Below are 22,990 nucleotides of genomic sequence, written 5' to 3'. Positions count from 1 at the left end.
AATCTATAATCTAATGGAGTACTCTTTAACTGAATCATTTAGTGATCGTCTTATTTAAGTGTATGTTATAAATTTATTATGTTCCATTTTTAGTCATTCAGTGCGTGTTGAAGTGACTAAGAACTGGCATTACTGCTGTTTTGTTGTCGCACAGAAGCATTGAAAATCTAAGCACTGAGACAGGAAGCGAAAACAATTTTATTAATTTTAGTATAATATTGAAATATGGATATTCTGAAATAGGTGGAGTACGATGCCCAAAGGTTCTGAACTTTTAGTTGCTGCCCTGGAAAATGAGGGAGTAAAACACATTTTTGGTATTCCTGGTGAAGAAAATCTTGATGTTGTAGAAGCACTCCGTAACTCGTCAATCAAACTGGTCCTGACACGACACGAGCAGGCGGCTGCATTTATGGCAGCAACATATGGTCGATTAACCGGTAAGCCTGGTGTTTGCATGACCACGCTTGGCCCTGGTGCTCTGAATCTTACTACTGGCGCAGCTTATGCACTTCTTGGCCATATGCCCATGATTATGATTACTGGGCAAAAAGGTGTTTTATCTTCGCGCCAAGCACGATTCCAGATGGTGAATACGGTGGCAACAATGCAGCCATTAACCAAAATGTCGCGCCAGATTGTATCCCCCTCAATGATCCCTACCATCGTACGCGAAGCATTCCATCTCGCTCAAGAAGAAACCCCGGGGCCTGTGCATTTAGAACTTCCTGAAGACATTGCTGCGGAGAAAAGCCAAAAGGTTGAACTCATCCCTCCTCATCCTCTCGAATATCCTATAGCAAATGAGGAGTCGTTAAATCGTGCAGCAGATATGATTAAAAAAGCAAAACGCCCTCTCGTAATGCTTGGTGCTGCAACTTCACGGCCAAGAACGACCAATGCGCTTTCTCAATTTATTACGCGAACAAAAATTCCTTATTTTACAACTCAGATGGGTAAAGGGACTGTTTCTGGAGCAACAGAACTTTATATGGGCACCGCAGCACTTTCAGAGCGCGATTATGTGCATGAGGCGATAGAACAAGCGGATCTGATTATCACGATTGGCCATAGTACCATAGAAAAGCCACCTTTTATTATGGGGTCTCATCTTAAAGTCATTCATGTCAGTTACAAATCCGCCACCGTGGAACAAGTTTATTTCCCTCAAGCAGAGGTTATTGGCGATATGGGTCCTTCATTAAAATTGCTTGCAGATAAACTTGAGGGTAACCTTCCCCATGCGGGTGCGCTTCTTCATTTACGGGAAGGGATTTTGAGTAAAATTGCAGCAAGAGCTACAGAAGATCGCTTCACCCCCCAACGTTTGGTCTATGATGTTCGGCAAGTAATGCCACGTGATGGGATTCTTGCATTGGATAATGGGATGTATAAAATCTGGTTTGCCCGCAATTATCGTACCCAAGTGGCCAATACAATTCTTCTTGATAATGCACTTGCTACTATGGGTGCAGGCCTTCCCTCTGCAATTATGGCTTCACTTTTGTATCCTGATCGTCGCGTGATGGCTGTGTGTGGTGATGGAGGGTTTATGATGAATAGTCAAGAGTTGGAAACTGCAGTTCGACTTAAATTAAACCTGGTAGTACTGGTCATCGAAGATCATGCATTTGGCATGATACGCTGGAAACAAGCAGTCGATCACTTCCCCGATTATGGCATGACCTTTACAAATCCTGATCTTATAAAATACGCTGAATCTTACGGAGCACGAGGCACCCGGGTTGAATCCATTGGAAGTTTTCAATCCATTCTGGAAAACGCATTCAAGGATGGAGGAGTCCATCTTGTTGTTTTCCCCATTGATTATTCAGAAAATAAACGTGTTCTTGTAGATGAATTACAAGAGCGGCTGCCACCAAAGGAAAAATAATGACAAAAACACTTCGTGTGGTACGTGCATTTGATCGAACATTAATCAAAGAAATTTCCGCTGATGATGCACAAGCACTTGCGGCAAAACTTAGTAAAGCCGCATCAACCATAAGAAATCGTGATGTTTGGCTCAAACCTTACGAACGTATGGCCATACTGAAACATGCTGCCGAATTATTAGCATCCAATCAAGAACGTTTTACGAAGCTGATTGCACAAGAAGGAGGGAAACCCTTTACTGATGCAGCAGTCGAAGTAACACGTGCAATAGATGGATTAAACGATGCCGCTGAAGAATTACGCCACTTTGCAGGCAAAGAAATTCCTATGGGACTCACCCCTGCGAGCGAGTATCGCTGGGCATTCACGATTAAAGAACCCATTGGCGTTGTAGCCGCTATTTCGGCGTTTAACCATCCACTTAATCTGATTGTACATCAAATAGCTCCAGCAATTGCGGTAGGCTGTCCGATAATTATTAAACCCGCATCAACAACTCCTTTATGTTGTTTAGAGCTCATTGAATTATTACGACAAGCGGGACTTGCAGAAGCATGGTGTCAAACCTTCATCACTGAAGATAATGACTTAGCGGAACAACTTGCAACCGATGAATGTGTCGCTTTTTTAAGCTTTATTGGTTCAGCTAAAGTGGGTTGGTACCTAAAAAGCAAACTTCCTTCAGGAGCTCGTTGCGCCTTAGAGCATGGTGGTGCTGCCCCAGTAATTGTTGATCGCAGTGCGAATTTATCGAAAACCACCCAAGCTCTTGTCAAAGGAGGTTATTATCATGCCGGACAAGTATGCGTTTCGGTACAACGTATCTTTGTTCATAAAAACATTATTACCCCATTCATAGACGAATTCGTAAACCGGGTTAAAGTACTGCACGTTGGTGATCCACTGTTAAAGGAAACTGAAGTGGGACCGCTTATTCTTCCACGTGAAACCGAACGTGTCATGTCCTGGATCGATGAAGCAGTAGCGAAAGGAGCAACATTATTTGGTGGCGGTCGACTTTCCGAAACAACTTTAATTCCCTCTGTATTACTCAATCCAGCTGCCGATGCTAAAGTATCTCAACTGGAAATTTTTGGTCCGGTAACCTGTGTTTATGAATATGAAAAAATTGACCAGGCAATTCACACCGCAAACTCATTACCCTTTGCCTTTCAAGCCAGTGTATTTTCTGAAGATTTAGAGCCTGCATTAAATGCAGCAGAAGGTCTTGAGGCTTCCACAGTACTCATTAACGATCACACCGCCTTTCGTGCTGATTGGATGCCCTTTGCTGGATTAAAGCAATCAGGTTATGGCATAGGGGGAATTCCTTGGACTATGAAAGAAATGTCCAAAGAAAAAATGATTGTTTTGAAAAAAGATTGATAGATATCAGTTAATGGTAGCTTATTGCTTGCAATGAGAAATCTACTCAAATATCAGATTTATGCTAAAGCATGTTCACTGAAACAACTTAAAGGGAGCGCAGGATGCAAGAGCAAATCAATCTTCCGAGCTCGTTTAGAAGATTGCTATTTTTATTATTCATAAGCTATGCGAAGTGGTCCGCCGCGATTACACCTTTATCACTCAATCAACCTCAAGCCATAGGAAATTTTGCTCTAGCAACGTCACAACAGCCAGGTCCTTTTTTTTCTTTTGGCCAAAATATTATTGATAAAAATCAATTTATTGTTTCTTTCAACTCCAATTACTTATACAGCCAGACTCAACGCATTTTAGATGGAACCCCTTCCATACTTTATGGAATCGCAGACTCAGCCTCGCTATTACTCACGCTGCCTTATGCCTTTAGTTATAAAAATGGCAATCAAAACTTATCCGGCATTGGTGATCTTGTTCTTGATTTAGAATATGCATTTTATAGTTACGAAAATTCAAGATATGCAGAGCAAGCAACTCTTATTTTCTCTCCTAGCTTTCCTGTCAGTAATTTAGATGAAATTTCTAAAAAACTTAATCCAAGCAGCCGTGTATCAGGATTTTCTAGAAAAAATGCCCCGTCCAGTTTCGATGCAATGACTTATTTTATTGGAGCGACTTATTCGCGTATGCTCATTGAGTGGTATGGTTTTATTGCTCCAGGAGCCTTATTCGCAAGCAAAAAAGATTCAATTCAGCAAGGAGCACAATATTACTATAATTTGGGGATAGGGCGTAACATCAAAAGTGCAGAAAAAAAATACATATTTTTTGGATTGTTTGAATTAAATGGCCAATACAGCGCTAAAACCAAATTGGACTCACATCATGTTCCCAACACAGGAGGAAATATTATTTATGCAACCCCTTCGCTCTCATTTTCTACACCCAAAATAATGACTCAGATCGGTATTTCCTTGCCTGTCGTCCAATATTGGTATGGCAATCAAAGTAACCTCTCTTATTATGTAAGCGGTATTATCACTTGGACTATTCACTAGCCCTCTCCTATTGCCTCACGAACATATATTAATAAAACATTAATTTTTTTTGTTTATACTAAAATATTATTAAAGTAATAAGCTGCTTACGTTATGCCAAGACACATGCTATTTTCAGATGAAATGGATTTTATCGTTACACAATACCTCGACGGAAAACCAGGATGGGAGAGGCGAGAAGTAGGCGTCATCATTCCTAATCTGAGCGACCCGGATGGAATGAATGTTACTTATTTTTATAACCAAGAAAAAAATTCTGTTGTCATTCCCAGCCCATTAGCTGTAAAAGATGGCGAAGGTCTTGGTGCTGAACCTTCGTATCAAGCAACTATAGAGGCCATTTCGGAGCAATTGGGGAATACTCATTTTAATATTTGCAGTTCTTTATTGGGAAAAGGCTCTGGAGAACGCCATTATGTCGCACTTTATCACGAACAAAACGAAGATAAAGAAATGAGTATTTTTGACTCAAAAATAAGTGAACCGGAACGATTTTTCAATTCTTCTAATGCACCGTCTATTTGGGAAATGGCATGGGGATACTTGACAGCTCCGTTCAAAGCATTTGGATTATGGGCGTTTAACATTGGCAAACAAATCAATACTACTTTTTTAGAGCAGCAAGTAACAATATACCGATTAGAAACGCAGCCTATATTGGATGCTGTGAGCTGTGGCTACCATTCTACAGGTGCATTGTTAGCAATGATAGAGCAAATTGAGCTGGACAACCGCAGCACCGAGCAAATTACATCAGCAATAATAGGTAATAAGCAGCATGATCGATTAGCAGAAACACTACTGAGCAGCAAAGATAATAAGAATAAAATACCCTCTATTTCACCCGCTTTAAAAGAGGTTGCCATCCCCGACTCCGGCTTGAAGCACGACTTACAATTAGAACCAAAGGAATTAAATCGTCAAAGCGATACCCCACCACCAAGAGTAGAGAACACTCTTGAACCAACTAATCACCGCTCGCTGACTAAAACTTAAAGTAAAATTGACTTGCAGCAAATCTTATCTCTTTGTTTGCATCACATGGATTCACCAAATCAGGCATTCTATCTGGCACCTCAACTCAGTATAACAGTATAAGCAGTAGAAATCTTAATTAATACGACTTTTGCGACTTAAAATGCCAGGAGATAGTCCGCTGACGGACCAACTTGTTTCAACAGAAGATACTCTCATGTTCTTTAAGAATATAAGTGGATTTAGTTAAAAATTTTGTTTGTTTTATTTACAAGCATGTATCTCTTATCTATCCTAAACGTTCAATTTTTTAATTAACACAAACACTAGATTATTTCGGGAATATTAGTTGCGCATATCCTTGATGCCCGTTAATTTTGGTTGCCTTTTTCTGAGCATTGTAAGAGAAATTATTGAGTCAATTTGTATGAATAAACGAATTAAATTAAAAAATTATAATGAATTACTCTCAAAGATTACTCATTTATATTTTATAAAAAAACAATTTATTTGCGCTGCTTTGTTGTTATTGGTTGCTCCACATTCTTGGGCAAAACATTCTTATGACACCATCATTATTGGAGCAGGCGTAGCTGGCTTAACTGCCGCAAAACAATTACATCAAGCACAACAAGATGTACTTATTCTTGAAGCAAAAGATCGCCTCGGAGGCCGAGTACATACAGACTATAACTGGGGGTTTGCTATTGATCTGGGAGCCACCTGGATTCATGGGATTGAACACAACCCGCTAATTCCTTTACTAAACCAACAAACTGTTGTGCTCAATAGTTACAATAACTCCAAATCAACCGATATGCTAAAAGACTTTGCTTTGTATAATAGTGAAGGAAAGCCTGTATCAGAAAAATCTTTAAAGTTGTTTTCCAGTTTGGCTTATGAGTTTATACGTTACAGTAAGACACAGAATATAAAGATCTCTTTTGCTCAAAATTTTACTGCATTTGCACAGAAAAAGAAGTTGGATGCAGATCAACGAGCCTTACTGCATTATGCATTAGAAAATATTTACACTTATGAGTTTGCTGATAATTTGACGCAATTATCACGTAATGTTTATTCTGCATATGAGGACTCAATTTCCTCTGGCAAAAACGCACTTATCCCTGCAGGTTATTTCCAGATTTTTCGGCAATTTTCACAACATATTCCTATCCATTTGAATCAAATTGTTCAACAAATTGATTATGCCTCTGATGATGTTCGCGTCATCACTCAAAGGGATACCTATCATGCCAAACACGTGATTATCACGGTTCCCTTAGGTGTACTAAAAGCCAATAAAATTATATTTCATCCTTCCTTACCTAAAGAAAAGAATGATGCAATAGCCCAATTAAAAATGGGAAATTATGAAAAATTATATTTGTTATTTGATAAGGTCTTTTGGAGTAAAGATAAAGAATGGATTGGTATGTTACCCCAAAATGAGGAAGAAGCATTTAATATTTTTAATTATTATAAATACACCAAAAAACCCGTTCTCATTGTATTCACTAGCGGCAAACTTGCACGTGATATGCAAAAAAGAGGCCATTTAAATAAATGGGTCATGAAGCAGTTAAGAATGATCTATGGGATGAACATTCCTGAGCCAATCAAAGTAAAACAATCGCACTGGGTTAGCGATCCATTTACTCTTGGCAGTTATTCTTATTTACCAATCAATGTAGATAAAAATGTTATTTCACTATTGGCAAAGCCTGTTGCTGGCAAACTCTATTTTGCAGGAGAAGCAACTTCTACAACGGATCCAAGCACCGTACATGGAGCTTATTTATCTGGGCTTCGAGTTGCTCATGAAATACTGAGAAAAAATAAAAAAGGAAATCCTTTTAAAAATTGATTCGTCATGCTGTTGCAACTAAAAGCAAGTGATAATTATAGAGAAAGGAAAAAGATGAAAATAACAGACATAATCCAATAAACTTGAAATGTCACAACATCAAGAACGGTGGGATTAAAGAAGGTAATCATTACTTTAAAAAAAGATCCTTAATAAAACCTTAAGGTTCTTCAAATACAATAATTGATTAATTTATTGATCAATAAGGATTAAAATATGCCTGTTATTGTTCAAGTCACCGAAGACAATGCCGTTCAATATTCTCCAAATCAATCCACATATTATATGTTATATCCAAAATTCGATAAGACATTTCAAGTAGATGAAAATGTTTATCAAGCCCAAGCAATTGATCCAAATGAAAAAGTAATTTTAAAATCAAAAGGCATTCATCATTGTCATACTGTGATTGTCAAAGATTATAACTACAATAATTATTTTATGCTCCATGTTTCCCCACAAGCGCTGCGCAGGCCATATGATCCCGTTAGAAAAGTAGCTGGAACAACAGAAGGATTTGGCGGATTCGGTATGTTTTCCTTGGGTTGGGATGAAGCAATAACCAATTCAAAAAAACCAGCATATATCGATTTAGATCCTTACTATTATGATAATGGGATGCTTGGAACTCATCCAGATTCAGAATTAGAAATTATTATCGTTGTAAATAATGAGCATTGGAATGCGGAAAAAGCGAAAGAAGAAATTTTAGGGAAGTTACAAAACAGAATACCAGGAAAAGTAGTTAAGCTTAATGTTATTGTTAATAGTGCGTTAGAGCATGCTTATTATTATAGTGTTGAATTTGATCCAAAAGCTGAATCTTTAACTGTAGTTTCAAATAATGGGTTATACACTGAAGCTTATGATAATGCATTTGATAACAATATACATCAACATGCTCATGAAATGCTCCCACAAGAAAAACGAATGGGGCTCCAAGAGAAAATACATGATTTACAAAAGCAATCCCAAGAAATTGTAACCGTGATACTTGCAACACTCGATCCATATAAATCAGTAGAACAACTCGTATTAAATCCATCAATTCGTTTCATTGAGTTGTGTTCCAATAAAAAAATAGAAATTGAAGCACTCATTAATGGAATCGAATCAGTACTCGCTGAAAGTAAAAATCCAGTAATTAATCTTGGCAGTCCAAATTTATATGATTCTTACAAGGAGTTAGGCTGGCTGCATTTATTAACGGGAAATCATGAGAAATGTGCATTGTATTTTAGCAAAGCAGCCGATTATGCCATCAATATGAGAAAAGCTGAATTTGATGATGATATGAAACTCTATTCAATACTTGCTGGCGCAGTGTATGAGCGTAATAGAGATCTTGAAAAAGCTTATTATTATTATAATACAGCAGATAGAGGTAATATCCATCTTGACTACATTGATGCCCAATTGAGATGTGCTCGTATTGCATCACAAATCCATGGAAAAGCCGTTAAGGCTTTAGAAGCTGTGCTTAACGCCAGAGAAACTCTTTTGAAGTTAATCGACCAGGTTGAGAAGCACTCACTTCCACAAAAAGAAAAAATTCTTCAAGCATTAAATTCAAGAGGAGTTATGTGTCATGACCTGCTCGATTCATTACAAGAGTATTTAATTGAACACCGTCATGAGAGTCCTGTACTTCAGCAAGAATATGATAGGAATTTTGCCATATCAACTTGCATAATGTAACAATCCTTATCTCTTTAAGTGTTCTTCAATTAATTTCATTAACCTGTCTCATCTGAGACTTACGTCCCCATTCAGGCTCTCGATTATTTAAGGTAATGCAAAATGCCAATTCATCGCTCTGGACAGACCTTCGAGCATGATTTCACCGCGGATGCTGTTGCCTTTCGCATTCACTCTGGGGCTTAACACTACAACTCCAGCTTTACCAGGAACAACAGCAATCGTATAACCAGACACACCACTTTTAGCGGGCATGCCAGTTTTAACCATGTGCGTACCCGTTTCATCATAAAGGCCACAGGTTGCCATAATCGCTAAGGTAATTTTGCAGGTATCGGTAGAAATGATTTGCTTCTCACTCTCTGGATCTTGTCCCGCATTAGCCAATAAAGTAGGTAGGAATAGCATTTGTTCTAGAGTAGCTTCATAGGAACAAAGCGCAAAATACAAATCCAATGTTTCATGGATATCCGTTTCAAGGTTGTTTCTACTTTTTAATAAATAGGCAAGAGCACGATTGCGATTACCTGTTCTTTTTTCAGAGGTAAAAACCAGTGGATTAATACTGAGGCGCTGATTAAATAATTTTTGCGTCCAATGTTCTAACCATCCAAATTGTTGTTCACCATTACCTGGGATGTGGGAGCATAAGGTGATAGCCCCAGCATTCAGCATAGGATTTGAAGGCTTAGGACCAAATTGTTCCAGACGAGTAATTGACGCAAAATCATCCCCAGAGGGTTCAACCTTAACCCATTCAAATACTTGTTCGGCACCAAACTCTTCGAGTAATCCAATCAAAGGAATCATTTTAGCTGTACTTTGCAATGTAACGGGATTCAATGGGCTGTTGCTATAAGAGAGAGGTTGCTCACCTAATGATTGGACAGCAATCGCTGTCAACTCCGGATTCACGTTGGCAAGTTCTGGAATATAGTTCGCAGTTTTACCCTCTTGATTCAATTCTGCGGCACGAACCAAATCTTCTAACAAATGGATTGTAAGCAATGATGACATAGGATCCTTAAACTGGAAAAAGCAGCCATTATGATAAATTTAGCACATTAAAACAAATAAATTTGCAGAAAGGATTAATTAAAAACTTCACGAAGGAACGGAAGCATTACGTTCCAAAATACGCGTTTAAACTATTCTTCAACTCACTGATATATTCCATATAACCTCCTTTTGGCGATAGAGATTATATGATTTTCATTGTATGTCAGCGAGTTATCTTTCTTATTTCAGTGCCAAACCAGAAATAGTTTCCCGCCTGCGCGGGCATGACATGTTTTATTGTCATGTACAGAGTGAAGTAGATGTAAAACATATTAAAATTTTGTCAAATGCGCTATACTGAAGGTCAAAATAATGAGATTTCACCACTTATACTCGTGTGACATTATGGATAATAATCATATAGTTGTGCTCAACTCAGGCTCTTCAAGTATTAAATTCGCTGTATACGCATTAAATGCCTCCTTACCCAAACTCCTGTATGGTATTGTTGAAAACATTTGCGAGTCCCCTGTTCTGAAATTATATGACGAAAATAATGTCTTAGTGCGGGAAAATCACTTCGAAAAAGATCGCAGTTACAGTTACTTTTATGAATTATTATTCTCAGCCTTAAAAACCAATCAATTTGGTTTTCAAATCAGTGCTGTAGGACATAGAGTTGTGCATGGCGGCAATGAGTTTCATACTCCAGTTTTTTTATCCACCGACATCATCAAAAAGTTAAAGGAATTCATTCCTTTTGCCCCGCTGCATCAGGCATACAATCTCGAAGCAATTGAGAGTATCAATAAACTTTATCCTGAATTACAGCAAATCGCTTGTTTTGATACTGCATTTCATAAAACTCATCCAAAGACAGCAGATCTATTTGGTCTTCCACGAAAATATTTTGCAGCGGGAATAAAACGCTATGGTTTCCATGGACTTTCCTATGAATTTATCATGCACCAATTAAAAAGCATTAATCCACAAAAGTACATGGGCCGGATTGTCATTGCGCATTTGGGTAATGGCGCCAGTATGTGTGCGGTCAAGGAAGGAAAATCCATAGATAGTACCATGGGATTTTCTGCGTTGGATGGATTGGTTATGGGGACTCGTTGCGGAAACATCGATCCTGGAGTCATTTTGTATTTATTACAATCTGAAAAAATGAGCCCAGATAAAATTCAAAACTTACTTTATAAAGAATCAGGTTTATTAGGAATTTCCGGAGTTACTTACAATATGCAGAAACTGCTTGAAAATGAGAGTTTACATGCAAAGGAAGCGATTGATTTGTTTGTTTATCGTATACGTAGAGAGCTTGGAGCACTTACTGCTGCACTTGGTGGATTGGATGTATTGGTTTTCACTGGAGGTATTGGAGAAAATGCCTGGCAAATTCGTCAAGCGGTTTGTCAAGACAGTGAGTGGCTCGGTATCAAAATCGATACGATTTTAAACAAGAAAAAACAATTAATGATTAGTACGCCCAAAAGTTTTGTCAATATTTATACAATCCCTACTGACGAAGAATGGATTATTGCCAATCATTGTTTCCATCTTATTAAAAATAAGGAATTATGACATGGACAACACGTTACTTTCGGGAAAAAAAGCTTTGGTAGTTGGTATTGCCAATGAAAGTTCCATCGCCTTTGGTTGTGCACATGCGCTGAAAATGGCTGGTGCAGATCTGGCAGTCACTTATTTAAATGATAAAGCCAAGCCATTTGTGGATAAAGTTGCCAACTTACTCCAGCCTTCTATTTATCGTCAGTGTGATGTGACCAAAGAGCATGATTTGGATAATTTATTTTTGGAAATTGACGCAAAATGGGGGCAAATTGACATCGTGGTCCACTCGATTGCTTTTGCACCCAAGCACGATTTACAAAATCCTGTGCATGAATGCTCTAAAGAAGGGTTTCTCATGGCGATGGATATTTCCTGTCATTCGTTTATACGTATGGCGAATCTTGCGAAACCGCTGATGAAAAATGGAGGCTCACTGTTTTCCATGACATTCTATGGAGCAGAAAAAGTTGTCGATAATTATAATCTCATGGGCCCCGTTAAGGCTGCACTAGAGGCTTCTGTGCGTTATATGGCAGTAGAACTGGGTCCACAACAAATTCGCGTCATTGCGCTTTCTCCCGGTCCTCTAAAAACGCGTGCTGCCTCGGGATTGGGGAAGTTTGATGATTTACTTCAGCTTGCAAAAGAAAAATCTCCTTTAAGATCATTGGTTGCTATAGATGATGTAGGAGCAATGGTGGTTTTTCTTGCCAGTCAATATGCTAAAAACATTACTGGCGATGTCATTTATATTGATAGCGGATACCATATTATTGATTAGTCTGTTGACAATTCTATTATCTTGGCCAAAATGGTAAGTATAAATCACTGGTGGTTGTATCGTATACCTCTTGCTTAATGACTAATGGAAAGGCTGTAATGAATATTGATCAAAAAATCATTTGCCCTATTTGTGGAAAACAAAATACCTGGTGCTCCGAGAACCGGTTCAGGCCTTTTTGCTCTCATCGATGTAAACTCATTGACTTAGGTGAGTGGGCTAGCGAGACGCGGAAAATTCCGGAAAATACGAATGATCCAGACCTTAAGGTTTCAGTTCATAATGACCAAGATGAATAACTTTTCCCTCATCTTATTCAACTGAAGTTAAAATCATATTATTTTATAGATTTTTTGTTTTATTTGTTACTCTGTCGGTAACTTGATTTCTTGGACTAATCCATACGAATAAGTGGCTGCGATAATCGAGGCAGTGTAAATCAATTCTTAGCATCATTGTGATCTTCTGGATTACTATCACTTTTTTGAGGATAAATTCGTACCTTAATAATTTTTGATGGACTGACTTTTTCAATTTTGGCATGAAACTCTGGAAATTCAATGTACTCTCCTTCCTTAGGTAAGTAGCCCAGGCGATGAATAAATAATCCATTTAAAATATCAATCTCATCGTCTATATCAATATCCTGATTCATTGCTTGCTCTAAAAAATAGATGGAGCAATTTCCTGAAGCAGATATGCTCCCATCCTCATTTAATACCCAATCCACTTTAGTACGATGAAACTCATCTTTAATTCGACCAATCATTACCTGCAGTAAATTATCGAGGGTAACAAAGCCCAAAATAGTACCTTTACCGCTGTAAACAAGAGCAAAATGTGACATTCCTTCACGAAATTTATGTAATAAATCCAATGCCGGCACACGACGTGACACTTTGAGAACCGGTCGGAGAAGTGGTTGCAATTCTTTGATCTCCCCATGTTGGTAAAAGATAGGAAGGAGATCTTTGACATGAATAATACCGATCACATCTTTTTTTTCTGGATCATAAACAGGATAACGACTGTAACGATTTTTCATAATGATATCAATGACTTCATGAATAGGCTTGCTTATATTGAGCATGACTATTTCTTCATTAAAACGCATCACTTCAGTTACCTTCAGTTCGGCTAAATCCAGAGTGTGCTCAATGATTTCAACTTCCTCTTCCGAAAGTTCACCATGAAGATGGCTTGCGCCTAAAAGCAGCTTTATTTCATCTGTCGAATAAAAATACTCTGTCTGATGCACTTCATCTAATTTAAAAAGTCTTAAAAGAAAATTTGAGCAGGTATTAAGTAGCCATATTGCGGGATACATGAGCCAGTAAAAACCATATAGAGGTAGAGCGGTCCATACAGATACTCGTTCTGATTGACGAATCGCAAGAGATTTAGGCATTAATTCCCCGACAACAATATGGAGAAAAGAAATAAATGAAAAAGCAACAAAAAAAGCGATTATCGTAATTAATTGTGGTGAGTTAATACCGATAAAACTCAGAAAAGGCCTCAGCAACTCAGCAAAAGCAGGCTCTCCAATCCAGCCCAGTCCAAGTGAAGCAATTGTGATACCGAGCTGGCATGCAGATAAATACGCATCCAGATGTGTATGTATTTGAACGAGAATTTTTCCCCGTAAACCATACATATTCTTGATTGCTTCAACACGAGTAGCTCGCAGCTTTACCATACCAAATTCGGCGGCCACGAAAAAAGCATTAAGTAAAACCAACAGAAATGCAGATATAATCTGTAAAAAATTGATCACCTGGAATTTCCTTATCTCAAAACCCAATAGTTAGTGAGATTTATTTTTTTCAAGAGTCTCTCTCCAAGCTTGCTCTTCAGATTTAGTTTCAAAAATCTCTTTATCTGTTTTTTCTATGTCATGCTCTGCTATTTTTTTCTCATGCTTAGAACCTGCCAAATTACTAGGTTTCTTTTGATTTTTAATTTTACTCACACGTTCCACTGCATGTGGTTGAGGATTTTGATAGATTTTCATATAAGTCCTTTTTACTAATAGCCGTAAGTATAAGTATAGTTCTTTCATGTAAAATGGATTATTTTTTCCGGAAACATGCATTTGCAGATAATTTTATGCTTCATATTGCAATAAATAGAAGCCGAGAACAGGAGCGGACTGGAGTGAGCCTGCACTATTGCTTATAGAACTACATTCTTGGGGGTCGACCGTTGTATGATGCGACTCGAGCCCCCCACTCCAATAGATTTTTATTGCAATCATCTTTATCCAAAATCACCTCAATAAAACATAAAGCATCCGTTTTTTTGACTTCTTTAATTGCATCGAGAAGTGCTTGATGCGTGGGAGCTCTGAAGGCTCGAACGTTAGCCTGATCTCCATTAAAAACATCGACTAAATCAGCATAACGCCAATTATTAATCACATTATATGGACCATCATGAATTTGCACCTCGATAGTATAAGAAGCATTATTCATTAAAAAAATGATTGGCTTAAATCCATAACGAATAAGTGTAGAAAGCTCCTGGGCACTCATTTGAAAAGAACCATCACCAATCAAAGCAATGACCCGCTTTTTATTATGAAGCGCTGCTTGCATGCCTAGAAGTGCTCCTACAGACCACCCAATCGATCCATATTGCATTTGAATTTCAAAGGGGCATTTTTCAGGTAAATTAAGCCGCATGCCATTAAACCATGAATCGCCTGTTTCTGCCAAAACCCCATAATCACTACTTAGAAGCTTCTGAATTTGACCAAACAGGAATCGGGTAGTGAGCGGCGAATTCAGATCATCAGGCTCGTTATATAAAGGCGCAGAACCTGCGATTCGTTTATAGGCTTTTAATGAAGCATCATTGAATTTCAATTTGTCCTGTAATCCCCGCAAAAATTCATTCATGTACACATCAGTATAGACTTTACCTGCAACAGAAACACTCCCATCTGCAATGACAATGAGTTTCTTAGGCTGGATGTTACACACATGTCCAACCGTTGTATAATCGTTAAAATTAGGTCCGATAAAGAAATACAGGTCACTTGACTCTACAATTTCCCCACATCCTGGAGAACTGACTGGTCCCCAATAAATGCCAATATAATTAGGATGTTGTTCTGAAACAAAACCCTTAGCATCAGGCATTGCCGCTAAAGCATAACCGCAGGATTGACTTAAGGCTTCGATCATAGCGGTTGCTTCGCAGGGGCGAGATTTACTACCTGCAACCAGCACAGGCTTAACAGCAGCGTTGAGCTTCTCTGCGGCATCCTCAATCGCGGCAGTAAGAGAGGAAGTATCACTCAGGCGTTTGACATTAAGCGCCCGTTGTGTTGGAGGAGAAACAGTGAGCCCTGCAATATTGCATGCAATTTCTATATAAACAGGTTTCTTCTTTTCCAATGCAATTGCTATAGCGGTATCAATTTGCATGGGCGCATCACTTGGCCTATGAATAAACACACTATGCGCCGTAATTTTTGCAAATATTTCGCGAACGTAACTGTAATTTTCCGTTGCCAGAGTGTGATGTAGAATTTCTGCATCCTGCACAGAATTTGTATTAGGACCGCCTGAAATGACGATTACAGGCAAATTCTCAGCATAAGCCCCTGCAATCGCATTGACCGCACTTAAGCCGCCAACACTGAAGGTGACAACCAGAGCAGAAACGCCTTTTATTCGTGCGTAACCATCTGCTGCATAACCCGCATTCAGCTCATTACAGCAATTGATCATTTTCAGTGAAGTATTTTTTAATAACTCGTCCAATAAGCCCAGATTATAGTCCCCAGGAATTGCGAAATAATCACTCATTCCTAATTCTTGGAGACGCTGTGCGAGATAAGTACCTACAGTAGCCATAAGGAATCCTTTCTTTGAAATACTGACAGAGCGTTTAAATTTATTATGGCAGTGGGTCATTCTTTCTTCAAGGAATTATTTGTCCTTTTATTGAGCACAACAGTGGATGGAAATTTATATTGCAGTTACTTTTTTAAATGATCAATAAAATAGTCCCAAATTCGGCGCCAAACATAAGCATTTATAAAATAAAGAGAATGGTTCGCATTGGGAACTAATAACATATCAAAATTTTTATCTGCTTTGATTAAAGCATCAACCAATTGCAACATATTGGATGGATGGACATTATCATCTAAATCGCCATGAATCAGAAAGAGTTTTCCCTTAAGCTGAGCGGCCAAGGGATAATTCGATTGCAAGATATAATCTACATCATTAGGTAGGCCATGATACCGCTCGCCCCAAAATGCCAAATAGCTTCGTAGATCTTGTAACCCTGAAACACAGACTCCTACGTGATAGAACTCAGAATAGTCCAACAAAGCGCGAGTTGCAGCATACCCCCCTGCTGACTGTCCGATAATACCGACTCGTTTTATATCCATATAGGAATACTGATCTGTCAGACTTTTAATCACCGCAACATGATCTTCTAATCCACCCGCGGTTTCTAAATGCTGGTAGGAATATTCATGAAATTTTTTAGAGCGCAAAGGAGTACCACGTCCATCCATGTTAACGACGATGAAACCTAATTCAGCCAAACTTTGCGGCCACCAGCAACCATAAAAATATTCGGGAGGATCATAACAATAGGTTTTAGGCACGCGTGTCAATTGTGGACCAGGATAAATATCATCAATTATGGGATATTTTTTCTTTGGATCAAAATCTGTAGGAAAATACATGACACCATAAATATCGGTCTCTCCATCAGCCCCTTTGAGACAGAAAGGCCGTGGCTGCTTATATCCCAAAGCAAATAATTGGGAAAAATCGGCTTTTTCCAGTATGGCTACTTCTTGTCCGTTTTTATCGCGTAATTTAGTTACCGGAAGAGACTCCATTGACGAATAATAGTCAATAAAATATTTCTGAGATGGTGAGAAGACAATAGTATGATCAGCTGTTTCTGGTGTCAACAATTGCACCTCATTCCCATCCAGGCGCGCACGATATAAATAACGAAAGTAGGGATCAACATCCGGCTCTTTACCATTCCCTAAAAAATAAACCCAGCGGTTTTTGGTATCAACATGAACTACTTTGCGAACCATCCATTCACCTTGGGTGATGGAATTTTTCACGTGACCCGTTTGTAAATCATATAAATAAAGATGAGCCCAACCGTTATGCTCCGATAACCAAATAAACTCATTTGTCTCTGCAAGTATTTGCGTGTAATTCTGCCACAAAATCAATTGACTGGGCTCAACATATCCCGGGGAGTTTTCAGTTAGAATAGTTCGATACTGCTTTGTCGCAACATCCAACTCACATAAGGAGAGTCGATGATTACCCCGTTCTTCTTTTAAAAAAAAGATTTTTTTGCTGTCTTCACTCCACCAAACATAGCCTGCTTCAATTGGTGAGCCGACTAATGCCGGCATCAATGAAGGCATATCGATTTTACTCAATTTCTTTTCGGCGACATCAATCAAACATAACTTGAGTTCTGGGATTGCATCATCACCTAAAAAAGGAATATGGGCATCATAAACTTTAGGACGAAATGAACCATCCTCTGGAGCATGTTGTAGCAGTGATAATTTTTTCACATGCTGTTGATTGCACTGAAAGGTAACAATTTTTTGTGAATCGGGAGACCAAATAGCCATAGGCGGTAATACAGTCTGCATTCGCTGCAGCGTTAATGAGATTAAATTAGTATCAGGAGAAACAGCATATGCATTCGTTGCGGTGCCATCTGCAGTAAGTTGATATTCTTTATTTTCGGCAAATGAAAAAAGAAATAAATTATGCTCTTTACTGTATATATCCCAACACTGATCCCATGAGCGAATTCTTGACGCAATGGGGATGGGTAAAAGCCCCCAAAGTTCCATGATCGTGGGACATCGGAACATTGCAGCAGGCTTTTCTATGTCCGGAACAAGCGAGAGTACCTGAGTTGTCCGATCATATTGAAAAATAAATTGCTCAATATGTAATTGCAAAATGTGTTCATCAACAAAATCAATTGTATTGATTGGCAAGGCAAAAGCCGTGATTTCTCGATTTAATTTTTCTGCAACTTTGCGTGCCAGCAATGAGTGATCAAAAGCGGGTTCATTCTTCTTGCTTTGCAGATTAAAAATAAGATATTCATAGCCTTGAACCATGTCATGTCGATAACAAATACGCTTTTCATCGGGTGACCACGCAATTGAGGGTTGAACGTTTTTTAGCAAAGCAACAACGTTTTGCGGAAGAAACTTTTTTGCCTTCTCGTAACGCTTGTCTCTCTCTTTTTCCATAATTATGCCTATTATTTTTGACTTTGCTGCATTTTGCTGATCATGTCATTTAAATCACTGTATACCCAAGCTTCCGCAATTTGCTGATTATGATCCAGGCGGAAAATAGTAACGCCGCTATAAAATACCGAGATACCTGTTGCAGGAATTCCTGAAAATTCATTAAGATGGGTTCCATGACCATGCCAGCGTGTCACCACTTTATCACCGCTAACCATCAGATCATCAATAGAATGTATTAGATTTGGAAAAGCCCGATACCATTGCAGTAAGGCTTCTTTAAAATCCTGTAAATTTGCTGCTTGATCATAGCTAAAATGAATTGAGGTCTTTGGTGAAAAAAGTTCATCTGCTAGTGCAACCTGTTGTTGATTCCACATTTCATCAAAAACTCTTCTCACTGTCTTTTCCATTGCGGTGATAGCCATATTCACTCCTCGATTCAGTCTTTATTGCATCAAACAAAGCGAATACATTGATTCTGAAATAATTACATTATAGTCCATTCACTTACATATTTTATGGTGTAGCACTGGACTTGCTTAGAGTAGCTGCAGCCATAACCCCCACAGCTATTCCTATAGCGAAGGCAGGTTTAAAAAAACTAAATTGATTTGTTTTTTTTTCTATTTTATTTGTTTCAAGCTCTTGGAGCATAGTAGGTCCCTGTGGCGGGCTTGCATTCACAATCATTCCTTCACGTGCTTTAATTTTTACTTCAGAAAATGGAACGTTATCCTTTTCAGCCTTCATGGTGTAATCACCGGGCGGGACATTGATAAAAGCAACTCCACCATCCAAAGAAGTCGCTTTTAATGTTTTGATAAAAGGATTGGTTTTGTGAATAATTGGAAAAATCCCAAAATAAAAGGTTTTTGCTTCTACCTTAGGAGACAATGACACCGTAACACCCTCGACACCTTGGGGGATATCATCCATAGTGATATTAGGTGGTGTAATCGTTGCCGCAATCTGGCAGGCTTTAGGATCTTCAGTTTCTCCCATCGCGAAAGAAAGAAATTTATACGCCATATTGGAAGGGACTTGGAATGAAATATTTTTTAGGAAATTTTCATTATTTACTCCTTCGGGTGGAACAATTAGGGTCGCTGTTTGTATTGTCTTATACCCAGTCCAAAAAGATCCTGGTTTCTCAAAAACCAAAGTAATCGGCATTCCAACAGGCCACTCAAATGGCCCAAACTTCCCGGAAGAATCTGTCTTAAATTTTAACTGCTTATTTTCAAGTATCGTAATCGTTGCATCCGCAATGGGATAACCGGATATAAATGAACGAGCAAATCCAGAGACCAATGCTGTTGTCATAATAAGTTCCTTTAAAAATCATGTAGAAAGGCTAAAAGCACCCAAGCTCCCGCGGATAATTTCAATACTCTAATGGGTTCCGTCGAAAATGAAAATACTCAATTACAGTAAATCCCTAGAAAAGGGATAACAGGTTAATTGCCTTACGGCCATTTTAAGTTCAGACATGAGGTGACAGTAAACGCGCATTTTGAGTTAGGCTATCTACGCTCAGTACCTGCGAAAATAATGCAATATGATAGAAAAAAGTAAGTGAAATCCTCCTCTTTACCCCTCTATTTCACTGGTCGCTCAAAGTGATGAGCAATATAGGAACTGAGCTTAGGCAAGATAAATTCTGGTTTTAATTCTTTAAATAGCTCCAGAGCATTCTCCTTAAGTTCCGTGTCAGTATTCTCATATAAATCAGCCTTAAAGTCACAAAGATGAACAGCGACATGATTCACACCATCTTCAAAAGTGGACCAATCATGTTTATTTATCCAAGGAGAAAAAATAGTAAATGAAGGCTTATATAAAGCCTTGGCTATATGCATTGCGCCTCCTTCATTACCCATGATTGCATCACAATGATTCATAATTAAAATAAATGTTCTTAAGTCGTAATTTGATAACTCAAAGAATATGTTTTTTTGAGCATCATCATTGCATAATTCATAGATTTTTTTGGCTATCCCTTTTTGGTGAGGTAAAAAATTAAATAAAATATTCACATCAGTTTCACTTATTATTTGATTCACTAAAGTCGCCATGTACTCCGGCGGATAGGTTTTTAAGGGACAGCTCCCAACAATATTTAACATGAGGTTTTTCTTCGCAGGGATGTGATGTTTTTTAAATAAAAAGGCTGCGTGCAGTTTTTCTTCTGCAGAAAGATATATCTGTGGATAACGATCAGGTACTGCATTGTTTAAAAAGGGTTGAATCAAAAGAAGTTTTAAGTCAATTACTCGACCTGGTTGGGTCACTTTTACAGCTTCTCGGGGAAAATTATCTGTATAAAGAAAAGTTCTGTATTTTTTCTTATAAGAAATACGTCGCTTTGCGGCACAAAGCCAAACAATAAACCAACTTTCTAACTTAGTGTATGCATCAATCACAACATCATATTGTTCATGCCTGATCTGTAAAGCAAACTTTATAAAAGCGCATGCACTTGCCCTATGTTCTGGATGAAGTGTAATCACCCGATCAATATTTGGATTTCCCTTGAGCACAGGCAAAGCCTCTTGATTCACTAAATAATGAATCTCTGCATTCGGTATTATTTTCTTTAAGTTATTACAAATAATACTGCTTATCAAAACATCACCAATTTTTTTATGCTGCATGACCAATATTTTCATTCTTTCATCTTAATTAAAGCTAAAATCGATAAATGGTTCGGATAATTCATATTTTCCAGCGGCGGTGAACCCACCACCATTGTTCCGGATGTTCGAGGATTAATTGTTCCAATTTTTGGTTATATCGTAAGGTATTATTATATATTGCCTGCTCTTCATCTGGGTGAGGTTCCCATGACAAAGCAGGATAAAACTCAAGCACATGTTTACCATCAGCTTGGCGATAGCATGAAAGAGGGACCACCGGAACTTGATATTTACCTGCAAAAAGCGCCAAGCTTCGAAACGTTCCTGCCTTGGCATTAAAGAAATTTACAGCAATACCTTCTTTATTTTTAAGCTCAGCATGCTGATCCATTGCAAATAAAATAGTTTCTTTACTTTTTAGCGCCTTGATTATTTTTAGCGGGGCTCCAGTTTTATCAATTCGTTGCCCACCATAACGGAGATTACGTTTAAAAATAAATCGTTCAAGCCACTTTATCCGAATAGCCTTTCTAATTATCCAAATAGGACCTATTAAACATTTTAATTGAGAAGATACCAGTGAAATAGTTAACTCCCAATTTCCTAAGTGCCCCATAAGAAGAAAACATCCTTGCTCTTGTTTTTTTGCCTCCAAAAGATGCTCAATCCCTTTAATTTCCACGCAATTATCAAAGCGTGCATACCAATCCATAAAGATTAACTCTTTTATAGTAGAGACCACATGCGAATAGAACGCCCAAGCTAAATGCTTTTTTTCCTTTAAAGAAAGCTGGTTCTTAAAAACTCGGTCGATATTATCCAGTACAATTTTTCGACGTATCGGTAATAAATGGTAAAATAGAAACCCTGAAATACTGATGTGACACTTACTCCTCAACTAACTCTCCTACGAACATCACCACCGCTTATAAGACCAAAGCCACTGCTCAGGATATGCAAGAACCATGTCTTCCAGTCTCTTATTGTATTTTTTTGTATTCTCCAGATAGAATTCTTTTTTGTTTTCATAAAAATCGTGTTGAATTTCCGGGAGAAACTCAACGATATGCTGTCTTTTGTTCAATCGATAACAGCTTGCAGACAATACTGGACTATTAAGTCTGTAAGTTAAACACGCGATGCTTGTATAGGTATTACTTGATTGCCCTAAAAAATTGATTTTTAAGCTGGATTTACTGTTGCAAGGCGGTCGCAAATCAAAAGGAAAAAACACAACATTTTTATTCTTTAATACATAACGAATTTGGTTCAGTGCATTTTCTTTACGAATTACTTTATAACCCGCTCTTTCAAAACGTCCCCAAAAAATAGAGTTTAAAAAACCAAACCTTAATAATTTACGAACACAATACCCCTGATGAATTTCATCCTTAATTTTATCAAGAATAAACAGCGGCGCAAACTCCCAACTACCGAAATGTCCCGTTAGAATAAGAGCACCCTTCTTTTTTTGTAATGCATTATGTAAATGTTCAATCCCCACAATTTTGACGCGCCGTTCTAGGTATTTCTTACTTAAGAAAGTCAATAAAAAAATTTCTTTAATACAAAGAAAAATATGTGAATAATACGCAACAATAATGCGTTTTCGTTCATCCGAGGAGAGGCTCTCGTGAAATACTCGTTCGATATTTTTTTGAGCGATACTGCGCTTAGCAGGCATTAGAAAATAAACAAGCCATCCCACCCAATTTACCGGAAGAAAATTAAAATCACATTTTAACCCAAACATATAACTTCCTAATTTATTCGCGGTAGGACGGAAATGAGTCTACATGCAGGTTTTTGGAAAGTAAAATAATATTT

Annotated in this window: 19 protein-coding genes; 9 read left to right on the top strand and 10 right to left on the bottom strand. The window is 38.1% G+C overall.

Annotated features, from left to right (window positions below):
- Positions 1-253 precede the first annotated feature (253 nt).
- From Ltuc_RS14360 to Ltuc_RS14335, 6 genes are all read left to right on the top strand, one after another.
- Positions 254-1,894: an acetolactate synthase large subunit gene (locus tag Ltuc_RS14360; RefSeq protein WP_058522046.1), complete on the top strand. Its 1,641-nt coding sequence runs from the start codon at positions 254-256 to the stop codon at positions 1,892-1,894.
- Entirely contained in the window at positions 1,894-3,282 is a 1,389-nt protein-coding gene (locus Ltuc_RS14355) for an aldehyde dehydrogenase family protein (protein WP_058522045.1), read from the top strand. The genes Ltuc_RS14360 and Ltuc_RS14355 overlap by 1 nt, the downstream gene beginning before the upstream one ends.
- 104 nt (positions 3,283-3,386) lie before the next feature.
- On the top strand, positions 3,387-4,340 hold the full coding sequence (locus tag Ltuc_RS14350; protein ID WP_058522044.1) for a hypothetical protein: 954 nt from the start codon (positions 3,387-3,389) through the stop codon (positions 4,338-4,340).
- A gap of 93 nt (positions 4,341-4,433) precedes the next feature.
- On the top strand, positions 4,434-5,336 hold the full coding sequence (locus Ltuc_RS14345; protein WP_058522043.1) for a hypothetical protein: 903 nt from the start codon (positions 4,434-4,436) through the stop codon (positions 5,334-5,336).
- Between the two features lie 376 nt (positions 5,337-5,712).
- Positions 5,713-7,182 carry a flavin monoamine oxidase family protein gene (locus Ltuc_RS14340; protein WP_420798258.1) on the top strand — a complete coding sequence of 490 codons (1,470 nt, stop codon included), beginning with the start codon at positions 5,713-5,715 and terminating at the stop codon, positions 7,180-7,182.
- Between the two features lie 216 nt (positions 7,183-7,398).
- Positions 7,399-8,880, top strand: a complete 1,482-nt coding sequence (locus Ltuc_RS14335) for a sel1 repeat family protein (RefSeq protein WP_058522041.1) — start codon at positions 7,399-7,401, stop codon at positions 8,878-8,880.
- Positions 8,881-8,967: 87 nt separating this feature from the next.
- Here the strand turns inward: Ltuc_RS14335 and glsA are convergent, their stop codons facing one another.
- On the bottom strand, positions 8,968-9,897 hold the full coding sequence (glsA, locus tag Ltuc_RS14330; protein WP_058522040.1) for a glutaminase A: 930 nt from the start codon (positions 9,895-9,897) through the stop codon (positions 8,968-8,970).
- A gap of 387 nt (positions 9,898-10,284) precedes the next feature.
- Here glsA and Ltuc_RS14325 point away from each other — a divergent pair, with 387 nt between their 5' ends.
- The 3 genes from Ltuc_RS14325 to Ltuc_RS14315 all read left to right on the top strand — a co-directional run bounded on the left by Ltuc_RS14325 (position 10,285) and on the right by Ltuc_RS14315 (position 12,540).
- Complete coding sequence (locus Ltuc_RS14325) at positions 10,285-11,469, top strand: acetate/propionate family kinase (RefSeq protein ID WP_058522039.1); 1,185 nt, start codon at positions 10,285-10,287, stop codon at positions 11,467-11,469.
- A 1-nt stretch (position 11,470) separates the two neighbouring features.
- Positions 11,471-12,241 (top strand): enoyl-ACP reductase FabI, encoded by a 771-nt coding sequence (fabI, locus tag Ltuc_RS14320; protein ID WP_058522038.1) that lies wholly within the window; start codon positions 11,471-11,473, stop codon positions 12,239-12,241.
- A 98-nt stretch (positions 12,242-12,339) separates the two neighbouring features.
- Complete coding sequence (locus tag Ltuc_RS14315; RefSeq protein ID WP_058522037.1) at positions 12,340-12,540, top strand: DNA gyrase inhibitor YacG; 201 nt, start codon at positions 12,340-12,342, stop codon at positions 12,538-12,540.
- Between the two features lie 140 nt (positions 12,541-12,680).
- Here Ltuc_RS14315 and Ltuc_RS14310 read toward each other — a convergent pair whose 3' ends face one another.
- The 9 genes from Ltuc_RS14310 to Ltuc_RS14270 form a co-directional block, all read right to left on the bottom strand.
- The gene (locus Ltuc_RS14310) at positions 12,681-14,018 is read right to left on the bottom strand and encodes a hemolysin family protein (RefSeq protein WP_058522036.1); all 1,338 of its coding nucleotides are present in this window, start codon (positions 14,016-14,018) and stop codon (positions 12,681-12,683) included.
- Between the two features lie 30 nt (positions 14,019-14,048).
- Complete coding sequence (locus tag Ltuc_RS14305; protein ID WP_058522035.1) at positions 14,049-14,255, bottom strand: hypothetical protein; 207 nt, start codon at positions 14,253-14,255, stop codon at positions 14,049-14,051.
- A gap of 169 nt (positions 14,256-14,424) precedes the next feature.
- Positions 14,425-16,104 (bottom strand): thiamine pyrophosphate-binding protein, encoded by a 1,680-nt coding sequence (locus Ltuc_RS14300; protein WP_058522034.1) that lies wholly within the window; start codon positions 16,102-16,104, stop codon positions 14,425-14,427.
- A gap of 125 nt (positions 16,105-16,229) precedes the next feature.
- On the bottom strand, positions 16,230-18,524 hold the full coding sequence (locus Ltuc_RS14295) for a S9 family peptidase (RefSeq protein WP_058522033.1): 2,295 nt from the start codon (positions 18,522-18,524) through the stop codon (positions 16,230-16,232).
- 11 nt (positions 18,525-18,535) lie between these two features.
- Positions 18,536-18,952 (bottom strand): ester cyclase, encoded by a 417-nt coding sequence (locus tag Ltuc_RS14290; protein ID WP_058522032.1) that lies wholly within the window; start codon positions 18,950-18,952, stop codon positions 18,536-18,538.
- 91 nt (positions 18,953-19,043) lie between these two features.
- Positions 19,044-19,850, bottom strand: coding sequence for a hypothetical protein (locus Ltuc_RS14285; RefSeq protein ID WP_058522031.1), 807 nt, complete (start codon positions 19,848-19,850; stop codon positions 19,044-19,046).
- Between the two features lie 275 nt (positions 19,851-20,125).
- Positions 20,126-21,181 (bottom strand): glycosyltransferase family 9 protein, encoded by a 1,056-nt coding sequence (locus Ltuc_RS14280; protein ID WP_238584163.1) that lies wholly within the window; start codon positions 21,179-21,181, stop codon positions 20,126-20,128.
- Between the two features lie 61 nt (positions 21,182-21,242).
- Positions 21,243-22,061, bottom strand: a complete 819-nt coding sequence (locus Ltuc_RS14275; RefSeq protein ID WP_058522029.1) for a lysophospholipid acyltransferase family protein — start codon at positions 22,059-22,061, stop codon at positions 21,243-21,245.
- 18 nt (positions 22,062-22,079) lie between these two features.
- Positions 22,080-22,916 carry a lysophospholipid acyltransferase family protein gene (locus Ltuc_RS14270; protein WP_058522028.1) on the bottom strand — a complete coding sequence of 279 codons (837 nt, stop codon included), beginning with the start codon at positions 22,914-22,916 and terminating at the stop codon, positions 22,080-22,082.
- Between the last annotated feature and the right edge of the window lie 74 nt (positions 22,917-22,990).

Source organism: Legionella tucsonensis (assembly GCF_001468035.1).
Classification (GTDB): Bacteria; Pseudomonadota; Gammaproteobacteria; order Legionellales; family Legionellaceae; genus Legionella; species Legionella tucsonensis.
The sequence above is the reverse complement of the archived record's forward strand: the minus strand, read 5'-3'. Positions and strand labels throughout refer to the sequence as shown.

Bases quoted from the DNA above. Each gene is read 5' to 3' on its own strand.
- Ltuc_RS14360 (WP_058522046.1), top strand. From the start codon at position 254: ATGCCCAAAGGTTCTGAACTTTTAGTTGCTGCCCTGGAAAATGAGGGA.
- Ltuc_RS14355 (WP_058522045.1), top strand. From the start codon at position 1,894: ATGACAAAAACACTTCGTGTGGTACGTGCATTTGATCGAACATTAATC.
- Ltuc_RS14350 (WP_058522044.1), top strand. From the start codon at position 3,387: ATGCAAGAGCAAATCAATCTTCCGAGCTCGTTTAGAAGATTGCTATTT.
- Ltuc_RS14345 (WP_058522043.1), top strand. From the start codon at position 4,434: ATGCCAAGACACATGCTATTTTCAGATGAAATGGATTTTATCGTTACA.
- Ltuc_RS14335 (WP_058522041.1), top strand. From the start codon at position 7,399: ATGCCTGTTATTGTTCAAGTCACCGAAGACAATGCCGTTCAATATTCT.
- glsA (WP_058522040.1), bottom strand. From the start codon at position 9,897: ATGTCATCATTGCTTACAATCCATTTGTTAGAAGATTTGGTTCGTGCC.
- Ltuc_RS14325 (WP_058522039.1), top strand. From the start codon at position 10,285: ATGGATAATAATCATATAGTTGTGCTCAACTCAGGCTCTTCAAGTATT.
- fabI (WP_058522038.1), top strand. From the start codon at position 11,471: ATGGACAACACGTTACTTTCGGGAAAAAAAGCTTTGGTAGTTGGTATT.
- Ltuc_RS14315 (WP_058522037.1), top strand. From the start codon at position 12,340: ATGAATATTGATCAAAAAATCATTTGCCCTATTTGTGGAAAACAAAAT.
- Ltuc_RS14305 (WP_058522035.1), bottom strand. From the start codon at position 14,255: ATGAAAATCTATCAAAATCCTCAACCACATGCAGTGGAACGTGTGAGT.
- Ltuc_RS14300 (WP_058522034.1), bottom strand. From the start codon at position 16,104: ATGGCTACTGTAGGTACTTATCTCGCACAGCGTCTCCAAGAATTAGGA.
- Ltuc_RS14295 (WP_058522033.1), bottom strand. From the start codon at position 18,524: ATGGAAAAAGAGAGAGACAAGCGTTACGAGAAGGCAAAAAAGTTTCTT.
- Ltuc_RS14290 (WP_058522032.1), bottom strand. From the start codon at position 18,952: ATGGCTATCACCGCAATGGAAAAGACAGTGAGAAGAGTTTTTGATGAA.
- Ltuc_RS14285 (WP_058522031.1), bottom strand. From the start codon at position 19,850: ATGACAACAGCATTGGTCTCTGGATTTGCTCGTTCATTTATATCCGGT.
- Ltuc_RS14280 (WP_238584163.1), bottom strand. From the start codon at position 21,181: ATGCAGCATAAAAAAATTGGTGATGTTTTGATAAGCAGTATTATTTGT.
- Ltuc_RS14270 (WP_058522028.1), bottom strand. From the start codon at position 22,916: ATGTTTGGGTTAAAATGTGATTTTAATTTTCTTCCGGTAAATTGGGTG.